Annotated in this window: 11 protein-coding genes, 1 tRNA gene and 1 pseudogene; 9 read left to right on the plus strand and 4 right to left on the minus strand. The window is 67.0% G+C overall.

Annotation, left to right across the window (positions count from 1 at the left end; genetic code table 11):
• From AC2VOP_RS11095 to AC2VOP_RS11110, 4 genes are all read left to right on the plus strand, one after another.
• A partial coding sequence (locus AC2VOP_RS11095; protein ID WP_486961011.1) for a HAMP domain-containing sensor histidine kinase occupies positions 1–1,409 on the plus strand: 1,409 nt, incomplete at its 5' end.
• A 55-nt stretch (positions 1,410–1,464) separates the two neighbouring features.
• On the plus strand, positions 1,465–2,856 hold the full coding sequence (locus AC2VOP_RS11100) for a S1C family serine protease (protein ID WP_486961012.1): 1,392 nt from the start codon (positions 1,465–1,467) through the stop codon (positions 2,854–2,856).
• A 47-nt stretch (positions 2,857–2,903) separates the two neighbouring features.
• Entirely contained in the window at positions 2,904–3,398 is a 495-nt protein-coding gene (locus tag AC2VOP_RS11105; protein WP_486961013.1) for a MogA/MoaB family molybdenum cofactor biosynthesis protein, read from the plus strand.
• 200 nt (positions 3,399–3,598) lie between these two features.
• Entirely contained in the window at positions 3,599–4,027 is a 429-nt protein-coding gene (locus AC2VOP_RS11110; RefSeq protein ID WP_486961014.1) for a large conductance mechanosensitive channel protein MscL, read from the plus strand.
• Between the two features lie 44 nt (positions 4,028–4,071).
• On the opposite strand, the gene AC2VOP_RS11115 is transcribed toward AC2VOP_RS11110, so the two are convergent.
• The 3 genes from AC2VOP_RS11115 to AC2VOP_RS11125 all read right to left on the minus strand — a co-directional run bounded on the left by AC2VOP_RS11115 (position 4,072) and on the right by AC2VOP_RS11125 (position 5,873).
• Complete coding sequence (locus tag AC2VOP_RS11115) at positions 4,072–4,719, minus strand: SAF domain-containing protein (RefSeq protein ID WP_486961015.1); 648 nt, start codon at positions 4,717–4,719, stop codon at positions 4,072–4,074.
• Positions 4,720–4,785: 66 nt separating this feature from the next.
• Complete coding sequence (locus AC2VOP_RS11120) at positions 4,786–5,193, minus strand: FmdB family zinc ribbon protein (protein WP_486961016.1); 408 nt, start codon at positions 5,191–5,193, stop codon at positions 4,786–4,788.
• 74 nt (positions 5,194–5,267) lie between these two features.
• Entirely contained in the window at positions 5,268–5,873 is a 606-nt protein-coding gene (locus AC2VOP_RS11125; protein ID WP_486961017.1) for a 5-formyltetrahydrofolate cyclo-ligase, read from the minus strand.
• Positions 5,874–5,969: 96 nt separating this feature from the next.
• On the opposite strand from AC2VOP_RS11125, the gene AC2VOP_RS11130 reads away from it, so the two are divergent.
• From AC2VOP_RS11130 to AC2VOP_RS11150, 5 genes are all read left to right on the plus strand, one after another.
• Positions 5,970–6,890, plus strand: coding sequence for a UTP--glucose-1-phosphate uridylyltransferase (locus AC2VOP_RS11130; RefSeq protein WP_486961021.1), 921 nt, complete (start codon positions 5,970–5,972; stop codon positions 6,888–6,890).
• Positions 6,891–6,920: 30 nt separating this feature from the next.
• Positions 6,921–8,210 carry a molybdotransferase-like divisome protein Glp gene (glp, locus tag AC2VOP_RS11135; protein ID WP_486961018.1) on the plus strand — a complete coding sequence of 430 codons (1,290 nt, stop codon included), beginning with the start codon at positions 6,921–6,923 and terminating at the stop codon, positions 8,208–8,210.
• Between the two features lie 26 nt (positions 8,211–8,236).
• Positions 8,237–8,893, plus strand: coding sequence for a GNAT family N-acetyltransferase (locus tag AC2VOP_RS11140; protein ID WP_486961019.1), 657 nt, complete (start codon positions 8,237–8,239; stop codon positions 8,891–8,893).
• Between the two features lie 144 nt (positions 8,894–9,037).
• A complete protein-coding gene (sepX, locus tag AC2VOP_RS11145; protein WP_486961020.1) occupies positions 9,038–10,030 on the plus strand; it encodes a divisome protein SepX/GlpR in 993 nt (330 codons plus the stop codon).
• A 62-nt stretch (positions 10,031–10,092) separates the two neighbouring features.
• Positions 10,093–10,165, plus strand: a tRNA-Ala gene (locus tag AC2VOP_RS11150).
• 16 nt (positions 10,166–10,181) lie between these two features.
• Here AC2VOP_RS11150 and AC2VOP_RS11155 read toward each other — a convergent pair.
• A pseudogene (locus tag AC2VOP_RS11155) lies at positions 10,182–10,451 on the minus strand (tyrosine-type recombinase/integrase); the annotation flags it as partial.
• Positions 10,452–10,648: the final 197 nt, after the last annotated feature.

The following is a 10,648-nucleotide window of genomic DNA, read 5'->3' on the forward strand; positions in this document are numbered from 1 at the left end:
TCGCCGTGTATGCGGTGATCTCGGCGGCGCTGTACAAAGACATCGACAACCAGTTGCAGAGCCGGGCGGAGATGCTGATCGCCAGCGGTTCGCTGGCAGCCGACCCTGGCAAGGCGATCGAGGGAACCGCATACTCTGACGTCAACGCCATGCTGGTGAACCCCGGCCGTGCGATTTACACCGCGAATCAGCCCGGCCAGCGGCTGCCGGTTGGGGCGCAGGAGAAAGCCGTCATCCGTGGCGAGTTGTTCCTGTCCCGGCGCACGGCGGCTGGCCAACGGGTTCTGGCTGTTCACCTGCCCAACGGCAGCACGCTGCTGATCGCCAAGAGCCTGGCGCCCACCCAGGCGGTGACGGTGAAGCTGCGCTGGGTCCTGTTGGTCGTCGGCGGGGTCGGTGTCACGGTCGCCGCGGTGGCCGGCGGAATGGTGACCAGTGCCGGCTTGCGGCCGGTGGGCCGGCTGACCGAGGCGGCCGAGCGGGTGGCGCGCACCGACGATCTGCGGCCCATACCGGTGTACGGCAGCGACGAATTAGCCCGGCTCACTGAGGCATTCAATGCGATGCTGCGGGCGCTCGCCGAGTCACGGGAACGCCAGGCCCGGCTGGTTGCCGATGCCGGTCACGAGCTGAAAACCCCGCTGACGTCGCTGCGCACCAACGTGGAGCTGCTGATGGCCTCTGCGGCACCGGGCGCACCACCGCTGCCAGAGCAGGAAGTGGCCGATCTGCGTGTCGACGTGATTGCCCAGATCGAGGAACTGTCCACTCTGGTAGGTGATTTGGTCGACCTCACCCGCGACGACCGGCGTGAGGTGGCATACGAGCAGGTGGACATGTCCGAAGTCATCGATCGCAGTTTGGAACGAGTTAGGCGTCGCCGCAACGACATCGAGTTCGACGTGGAAGTGATTCCCTGGCAGGTCTACGGGGATGCGGCCGGCTTGTCGCGAGCAGTGCTGAACATGCTCGACAATGCGGCCAAGTGGAGTCCGCCAGGCGGTCGGGTCGGCCTTCGGATGACACAAACCGACCCGGCACATGTCGAGCTGGTGGTTTCCGACCACGGCCCGGGCATCCCGCCGCACGAGCGCGAGCTGGTGTTCGAGCGGTTCTTCCGCTCCGATTCCGCGCGTGCGATGCCAGGGTCCGGTTTGGGCCTGGCGATTGTCAAACAGGTGGTGCTCAAACACGGTGGCGCACTTCGCATCGAAGAAACCGTCCCGGGTGGCCGACCGCCGGGGACGTCGATCCACGTGTTGTTGCCCGGGCGTCCAGTTCCCGTCGGAGGCGCAGTTGATCATGCGATGAAAGCTGCAGACGACGACGCAGCGCCGCCGGACGGACAGAAGTCTGCAGGCGAATCGAACACGCTATTAGGCGATTCTCAGTCCACGCAGGCAGGCTAAGAGTGCGGTTTTCGCCGCACTGCACCGCACATTTGAGGAAGAGTAACCGAGCAACATGACGAACCACCCGGGCTATTCGCCACCGCCGCAGCAACCGCAACGGTCTGCTCCGACTGCTTCGACGGCAGCAGTGCCGGGACAGCAGGGAGCCGGGGGACATCCGGGCACGCAGGCTGGGCAGTACCCGTACCCGCCCTCATACGACTGGCGCTATGCGCAGCAGCCGCAGTACCGCCTGCCGTACGACTCGTACGGTAGCGCGCGACCCGCAGCTGCCAGGCCTATGACGGTTACCGGACCGGCATCGCAAAAGCGCTCCCGGGCAGGAGTATTGGCTCTCGGTGCGGTAGCCATAGCGGTGGTGTCCGGTGGTATCGGCGGGGCGGTGGCCTCGGTGATACAGACGGACCGCCAGTCGATTGGCGGTGCCGTCGCCACGACAGTGGGCAGTCAGGCACCCAGCGTGCCCGCGGCCGCCAGCCTACCGGAAGGCTCGATTGAGAGGGTCGCCGCCAAAGTTGTGCCCAGCGTTGTCATGCTCGAGACGGACTTAGGTCGGCAATCCGAGGAGGGCTCCGGGATCATCTTGTCGCCCGACGGGATGATCTTGACCAACAACCACGTGATCGCCGCCGCAGCCAAGGCAGAGGGCACGCCAGGGTCACCAGGACCGGAGCCAAAAACCATTGTGACGTTCTCCGATGGACGCACTGCGCCGTTTACTGTGGTCGGGGTCGACCAGGCCAGCGACATCGCCGTCGTGCGTGCTCAAGGCGTCTCCGGGCTGACCCCGATGACCCTCGGTTCCTCGGCGGATCTCCGGGTCGGCCAGGAAGTGGTGGCCGTCGGATCGCCATTGGGCTTGGAGGGCACGGTCACCACCGGCATTATCAGTGCACTCAACCGACCGGTGTCGACGTCCGGTGAGGCAGGTAACCAGAACACGGTGCTGGACGCCATTCAGACCGATGCCGCCATCAACCCTGGCAACTCCGGTGGTGCGCTGGTCAACATGAACGGGGATCTGGTCGGGATCAGCACCGCCATCGCGACCCTGGGCGGTGAGTACGCCGACACGCAAAGTGGCTCAATCGGCCTCGGTTTTGCCATCCCGGTGGACCAGGCTAAGCGGATCGCCGACGAACTCATCAACTCTCCGGACCACACGGCGGCACACGCCTCGCTGGGCGTGAAGGTTGTCAACAACCGGGGTTCGCACGGCGCCAAGGTGGTCGAGGTGGTGCCCGGTGAGGCGGCGTCGAAGGCGGGCCTGCCGGATGGGGCCACCGTGACGGAGTTCGACGGTCGTCCGATCGGCAACTCCGACGCGCTGGTAGCCGCGGTGCGGTCAAAGAAACCTGGAGACCAGGTCACCCTGACCTACCTGGAGGATCACTCTCTTTCCACGAAGACCGTGCAGGTCACCCTGGGCGCGGCACAAAAGTGATCCACGTTGTCCCGCCCGCGTCGGCCGCTGGATATACGGTTGCAAACATGGAACAGCCTGTGCAGTTGGCCGGCAGGGCGCTCGTCATCGTCGTCGACGACCGAACCGCGCACGGCGACGAGGACCACAGCGGCCCGCTGGTCACCGAGTTGCTTACCGAGGCCGGGTTTGTCGTCGACGGCGTGGTGGCCGTCGCCGCGGACCAGGTGGAGATCCGCAACGCGCTGAACACGGCGGTGATCGGCGGGGTCGACCTGGTGGTGTCGGTTGGCGGCACCGGGGTGACGCCGCGCGACGTCACTCCGGAAGCTACCCGCGTCATTTTGGATCGTGAGATCCTCGGTATCTCTGAGGCTTTGCGCGCATCGGGGTTGGCTGCCGGGATTGTCGATGCCGGGTTGTCGCGCGGCCTGGCCGGGATATCCGGAAGCACGCTGGTGGTCAACCTCGCAGGTTCCCGCTATGCGGTGCGCGATGGAATGGCGACATTGAATCCGTTGGCAGTCCATATCATCGGCGAGCTGTCGAGCCTCGAGATATGACAGAGTCCCTGGGCGAGTATGACTGGGAAGATGTCGACAGCGCCGAAGAGCGCGAGCAGTGGCTTGCGGAGAACGTGCCCCCCCATCACGTTTGAGGCGTAACTTCGTCAATTCGCCCGCGGCTGACGCGCTCGTGTGCTTAATGTTTTGGTGGGCGGCGGGGTGCCGTCCGGATTGTTCCCGGCGAAAGGGGTGTTCGCGTGTTCAAGGGGTTCAAAAATTTTCTGCTGCGCGACGATGTCATCACCGTGGCGGTCGGTTTGGTGGTGGCATTGGCGTTCTCCAACCTGGTCAAAGGCTTCACCGACAGCGTCATCAATCCACTGGTGGCGGCCGCCCAGCCCAGCACCGAGTCGCTCGGGCTGGGCTGGCAACTCGGTGCAGCGGGAAACGAATCGACCTTCCTCGATATCGGGACGTTCATCTCGGCGGTCATCTACTTCATCGTTTTCATGGCCGTGGTGTACTTCCTGGTCGTGTTGCCCTACAAGCACTTCCAGAGGCTTCGGGGAGTCAGCGTGTTCGGCGACGAGCCGGCGACCAAGGAGTGCCCGGAGTGCCTGTCGAACATCCCCGCGTTGGCGCGCAAGTGCAAGTTCTGCACCAGCCTGCAACCGCACTTGGTTTAGTGAGGTGCCAAAAAGGCTCCAAAAGGGTTGGGACAGCGGGTCGTTCACCGAAGGGTAAGGGTCACGGTCTGAACCAACGCAGCGCTGGCCACCGCGGTGGCGGCGGCGGACGGCAATGCCAAGAGCACCACGCGGTCGTCGTTCGTGCCGTTCCGTTCGCCCGAAACCAGTACGACGATGCCGCCGGTGGCGACGATCCTGGGGGCGGTATGCGGATCGGAGTCCGGGGCTGCCACGACATCGACGACGTCGCCGGGGCGAACCAGATCGATCAGCGCATTGTCAGCTGGGTGCACGCCGACGATTCGGGCGTCCGGCCCGGCCGTCGCCCCGGCCAGCCGCCGACCCAGCAACCGGACGTCGGTGAGCACTTCACCGCGACGCGCCGGGCCGGCCAACGTCGCACCGAGCACCGCGGAGAGGTCGGCTGACGCACCGTCTGGAACGGTTGCCGCCAAACGGCTTTGGACTGAAATGTCATCGGCCTTCAGAGCCGTGGCGGGTCCGATGTCGCGAGCAGCGACCACGACGTCGACGTGATCACCCTGCGGGTTGGACCGCAACGCCGCGATACCGGCGAGCACGACCAATCCGCCAGCGGCGACGCGTCGCGCCAAGACCGTGCGCGTCCAGTCGGCTCGCAGCGACCGGGATAACCGAGTGGCCAACGTCGGGTTGAGGGACTCCGCCATGCCGACACGGTACGAAGCATGCCGGCCCGGCATCGTCATCTTGGGCGCAGTGCTGTGGACAACCGGCTAACTGGATGCCGTGGATGTCGCGGATGTTGCGGATGTTGCGGATGTCGCCGCAGAGGCCGTCGAGGTGCTGCTTGAACTCGACTTGTCGCCCTTGCCGCTGGTTTCGCCGGTTGCGCCGGATTTGTCCGACCCGGAGTCGCCAGCGGAACCGGTGCCGGCTTTGCGGTCAGCGTTTCGGTCCCCGTTCGCTGAGCTGGCCCCCGAGCCATTCCCGGTCGCCTTGCGCGCTTCGCGGCTGTCGTTGCGGTAGAAGCCACTGCCCTTGAACACCACGCCTACCGGGCTGAACAGCTTGCGGAGCCGGCCGGAGCACCGACCGCAGGTGGTCAGCGTGTCGTCGGTGAAGGACTGCACCGTGTCGAAGCGGTTGTCGCACTCGGTGCAGGCATAGCTATATGTCGGCACAGGAACCTCCGTGAAGTGGCCAATCGGGTTAGCACTCTACCGTGCTAAGTGCTAGAACCGCTATGTGGGCTCGGTCATTCCGGGGTCATTTCGGCGTCAAGCGCGATGACACCGCGCCCCGGGGTCAGGGCATGTGTCACCGGTACGTCGTGGGGTTCGACGGGCAGCTCGTCGACCAACTCCGTGTCGCGGACGATCGCGACCAGCTGGGTGTCGGGCCCTCGCAGTGGCAGCGACCGGTCGTAGAAGCCGGCACCGCGGCCCAGTCGCACGCCGCGGCGGTCGACCGCGAGCGCGGGGACGAACACCAGCACCGCTTCGGCCAGGGTCGACGCCGGCAGCCACGGCTGCGGCGGTTCGAGCAGACCGGACTGGGTTGCCACCAGGCCGCCGGACCGGTACTGACCCCACATCAGCGCCCGCGGCACGTCCTGACCGGTCCCGCTGGTCCGGGCCACCGGTAGCAGCACCCGCACACCGCGGTGCAGCAACCCGTCCAGCATGGCGATCGAGCCCGGCTCGGTGCCTACCGGTACATAAGCGCAGACCGTGATGCCGGCGACCACCAGCTCATCGAGGTGTCTTTGCAGCGCACGCGCTTCGTCGGCGCGAACGTCGTCGGCAACCGCACGGCGTGCCGCAAGTAGCTGCCTGCGCAGTGCGGACTTGCCTGCGGTCATGGCTCCCACGATGTCAATACCGGTCTTCGGGCCGCCACACCGGGTGCATCGTCGGTCGTGGTCATCCGGTGACTTATCGTGTGACGTGTGGTGCTACTGCCCCGCCAACAGCTTCCGGTGCCGCGCACGGCGATCGTGCCGGCGGCCGGCCTGGGTACCCGGTTTCTGCCCGCGACCAAGACGGTGCCCAAGGAGTTGCTGCCGGTCGTCGACACCCCCGGAATCGAACTGGTCGCGGCCGAGGCCGCCGAGGCGGGTGCAGAACGCCTGGTCATCGTCACCTCCGAAGGCAAGGATGGGGTCGTCGCGCATTTCGTCGAGGACCTGGTGCTGGAGGGCACGCTGGAAGCCCGCGGCAAGAAGGCCATGCTGGCCAAGGTGCGTCGCGCCCCGGAACTGATCAAGGTCGAGTCGGTGGTGCAGGCCGAGCCGCTCGGACTCGGCCATGCCATCGGCTGTGTCGAACACACCCTGTCGCCCGACGAAGATGCCGTCGCGGTGCTGTTGCCCGACGACCTGGTGCTGCCCACGGGCGTGCTGGAGACGATGTCGTGCGTGCGGGCCCGTCGCGGCGGCACAGTGCTGTGCGCGATCGAAGTCAGCCCCGACGAGGTCAGCGCCTACGGGGTGTTCGACGTCGAGCCGATTCCCGACGGTGACTGGGCTGACAACCCCGACGTGCTCAAGGTCAACGGCATGGTCGAGAAGCCCACGGCCGCCGACGCTCCATCGATGTTCGCCGCGGCTGGCCGCTATGTGCTCGACCGCGCCATCTTCGACGCGCTGCGCCGTATCGACCGGGGTACCGGAGGTGAGGTGCAGCTCACCGATGCCATCGAGTTGCTCATCGAGGAGGGTCACCCGGTGCACGTCGTCGTGCATCGTGGGGCGCGACACGATCTGGGAAATCCCGGTGGCTACCTCAAAGCTGCGGTTGACTTTGCGTTGGACCGCGATGACCTCGGCCCGGACTTGCGGCGGTGGTTGGTGGCGCGACTGGGACTGGCGGGAGATTAGCGCCCGGGTCCGAACGGAGGAAGGCACGCTGTGCGTTCGGTGAAGGAACAGCAGGCCCGGGTGTCGGCCGCAGCGGTGGCACCGCGACCGGTGCGGGTGGCCATCGCCGAGGCGCAGGGCCTGATGTGCGCCGAGGAAGTGATCACCGAGCACCCGATGCCCGGTTTCGATCAAGCGGCCATCGACGGCTATGCGGTGCGCAGTGTCGACGTGGTCGACGCCGATCAAGGCGACAAGGTCGAGGCGGTCGGTGAGAGCGACGAGGCAAACGGTCCGGATGCCGACGCGGCGATCAGCCTTCCGGTGATGGGCACCATCGAGGCTGGTGCGCGTACGCCCAGCAGGCTGCAGCCACGGCAGGCCATGCGAATACAGACCGGGGCGCCGCTGCCGACCCTGGCCGACGCCGTGTTGCCGGTGCGCTGGACCGACGGTGGGCAGTCCCGGGTGCGGGTGCTGCGTGGGGTGCGGCCGGGCAGCTACGTGCGGCGCACCGGGGACGATGTGCAGCCCGGCGCCGTCGCCGTCCGCGCCGGGACGATCGTCGGTGCCGCCCAGGTAGGGCTGCTGGCCGCGGCCGGGCGGGAGCGGGTGCTGGTCCACCCACGTCCACGACTGGCGGTGATGTCGGTCGGCGGCGAACTGGTCGACGTCTCCCGCACGCCGGGCAATGGGCAGGTGTACGACGTCAACTCTTACGCGCTGGCCGCGGCCGGGCGTGATGCGGGCGCGGAGGTGAACCGCGTCGGGATCGTCAGCGGCGGGCCCGAGCAGCTAGGTGAGGTCGTCCAAGGACAGCTCAACCGGGCAGAGGTGGTGGTGATCGCCGGCGGGGTCGGGGGCGCCGCGGCCGAGGAAGTGCGTGCCGTGCTGTCGGAGTTGGGCGAACTGGAGGTCACCCGCGTCGCTATGCATCCGGGTTCTGTGCAGGGTTTCGGTCAGCTGGGCCCAGAGGGCGTTCCGACGTTTCTGCTGCCGGCCAATCCGGTGAGCGCGCTGGTGGTCTTCGAGGTTATGGTTCGCCCGCTGATCCGGTTGTCGCTGGGCAAGCGGGAACCGATGCGCCGGGTGGTGCAGGCCAGGACGCTGGCGCCGATCAGTTCGGTGCGCGGTCGTACTGGGTATCTGCGCGGCCAGTTGATGCGCGATTCCGATACCGATGAGTATCTGGTCCAGGTCTTGGGCGCCGCCCCGGGTGGCTCATCGCACTTGCTCGCCACGCTGGCTGAAGCAAACTGCCTGGTGGTGGTGCCCGCGGAGGCCGAGCAGATCGGCACCGGTGAGGTGGTCGACGTTGCTTTTCTGGCTCAGCGCGGTTGAGGCGGGGCGAGTCAGGCGGCGCGCTGGTGAATCTCTGGCGATTCAACACCGCCGGCCACCCTGGCTGGCCAACGGTGGTGGGGCCGCTGAGGGTAGCGGCGGGGGTGATCCGGCTGCGCCCGGTGCGGATGCGCGACGGTGCGCAATGGAGCCGCATCCGACTGGCGGATCGGGATCAGCTGGAGGCCTGGGAACCCAGCGCCGACGCGGACTGGGTAATGCGGCATACCGCCGCCTCGTGGCCCGCGGTCTGTTCGAGCCTGCGCTCGGAGGCCCGGCGGGGGCGGATGCTGCCGTTCGCGATCGAGCTGGATGGGCGGTTCTGCGGTCAGCTGACGATTGGCAACGTCACCCACGGCGCGTTGCGGTCGGCATGGATCGGTTACTGGGTGTCGAGTTCGACGACGGGCAAGGGGGTGGCCACCGGCGCGTTGGCGCTGGGGATCGACCACTGCTTCGGGCCGGTCAAGCTGCACCGTGTGGAGGCCACCGTGCGTCCGGAGAACGCCGCCAGCCGGGCGGTGCTGGCAAAAGTCGGCTTCCGCGAGGAAGGTCTGCTGCGGCGCTACCTCGACGTCGACGGCGCCTGGCGCGACCACGTGCTGGTTGCCCTCACGGTGGAGGAGGTCTCCGGGTCGGTTGCCGCGTCCCTGGTTCGAGACGGCCGGGCCAGCTGGGCCTGAAACCCCCGAATCCTCTGTTGTCAGCGTGGTAGTTGTGACTATTGAGGTCTGCAGGTAAATTACAGACATGTCATTATGTCGGCGCGTCATGCGCCGGTTGCGTCGTCACAGGCCTAGCCTTGGCGGGGAAAGGAGCAGGTCACCATGCCCAGCATCCCTCAATCGTTGCTCTGGATCTCCCTGGTGGTGCTCTGGCTGTTCGTGCTGGTGCCGATGCTGGTCAGCAAGCGCGACGCGGTGCGGCGCACCAGCGATATAGCGCTGGCGGCCAGGGTGCTCACCAGCGCCGTCGGCGCCCGACTGCTCAGACGGGGCGGCCCCGCAGCCGGCCACCGCAGCGACCCCGAGTGGCGCTCTGAACCCGATTGGCGCAGCGAACACGACGAGGACTCCGAGGATTACCCGATGGTCGTTGCTGCTGCCGACGCTACCGACGACCAGACCCAGCCCAACTATCTCGACGTGGACGTCGTCGACGGGGAGGCTGCTGATCCGCCCCGTGCCGCAGGCGATGCTGGCGAGCCGGAGTCCGACCAGACCGATGACGCCGATGACGAGGACGCAGCTGCAGCCGATGTGGGCACCGCCGAATTCGAGTACGTCGACGACACGTCGGGGTTGGAGGCCGAAGAGGATTCACCGACCGCCGGGTCGCCGATGGCGGTTCCGGCCGCATCGCGACGGCGCCGCTACGACTCGACCACCGCGGCCGCAGTCAGCGCCCGCAAGTACGGCTTTCGCAAACGGGTACTGATGACGATGGCGCTGATCCTGGTGATTTCGGCTGCGGCAGCATTCACCGTGGCGCCGACCGCGTGGTGGGTTTGCGGCACCGCGGCCGGCGTGACGATGCTGTACCTGGCCTACCTGCGTCGGCAGACCCGGATCGAGGAGCGGGTGCGTGCTCGCCGCATGCAGCGGATGGCCCGCGCCGGGGTCCGGGCGGATGACGGCCGCGACTACGGGTTCGGCCGTGGCTTCGACTCCGGGTTCGACGTGCCGGCACGGTTGCGCCGTCCGGGTGCGGTGGTGCTGGAGATCGACGACGAGGATCCGATCTTCGAGCACCTCGAATACGTACCGTTCGCCCGCGACCATGCCTGGCGGGGCGACCTGCCGCGGGCGGCCGGCCAGTAATCTGCGTGGCGTGCCGTGGGCTTCTGGCGATCGTGCCGTGGCTGGTAGCCTGCTAGCGGCCAGGGGCTATGGCGCAGTTGGTAGCGCGACTCGTTCGCATCGAGTAGGTCAGGGGTTCGAATCCCCTTAGCTCCACTGAGGGAAATTCCAGCTAATGCTGGGTTTTCTTGTTTGCGATAGCCGGATCGCTCGTACCCGTGTGCCGCACAGATGCCGCAGGAGATTCCGCAGCGGCTGTGATTGCAGCATCCAGACTGCCCGCTACCGCGTCCAGGTCGGTGTCGAAAAGATCGGTGTAGGTGTCCAGCGTCATCGACGCCTTGGCGTGGCCGAGCATCCGCTGCACGGGCTTGGCGTTGGCGCCTGCCGACACCGCCAGCGAGGCAGCGGTGTGGCGTAGATCGTGCGGCGTGATGGCCGGGAAAAGTATCGTCCGCTTCCCGGCAGGCCGCCACGGCTGGCGCGAAGACCCGGTTGCGCCAGTTGCTGTTGCGCAGCACGTTGCCATGGGTGCGCATGCGCAAACTGCACATCGACCCCAGCCGGGTACCGCCCGGCGACATGTTCGACATCTTCGACGTCGACATCGACACGATCATCCACGTCGAGCTGCGCCGC

The sequence above is a fragment of the Mycobacterium sp. TH-M106 genome (assembly GCF_057473765.1).

Excerpts from the sequence above, each read along its gene's own strand:
- AC2VOP_RS11100 (WP_486961012.1), top strand. The coding sequence starts at position 1,465 with ATGACGAACCACCCGGGCTATTCGCCACCGCCGCAGCAACCGCAACGG.
- AC2VOP_RS11105 (WP_486961013.1), top strand. The coding sequence starts at position 2,904 with ATGGAACAGCCTGTGCAGTTGGCCGGCAGGGCGCTCGTCATCGTCGTC.
- AC2VOP_RS11115 (WP_486961015.1), bottom strand. The coding sequence starts at position 4,719 with ATGGCGGAGTCCCTCAACCCGACGTTGGCCACTCGGTTATCCCGGTCG.
- AC2VOP_RS11125 (WP_486961017.1), bottom strand. The coding sequence starts at position 5,873 with ATGACCGCAGGCAAGTCCGCACTGCGCAGGCAGCTACTTGCGGCACGC.
- sepX (WP_486961020.1), top strand. The coding sequence starts at position 9,038 with ATGCCCAGCATCCCTCAATCGTTGCTCTGGATCTCCCTGGTGGTGCTC.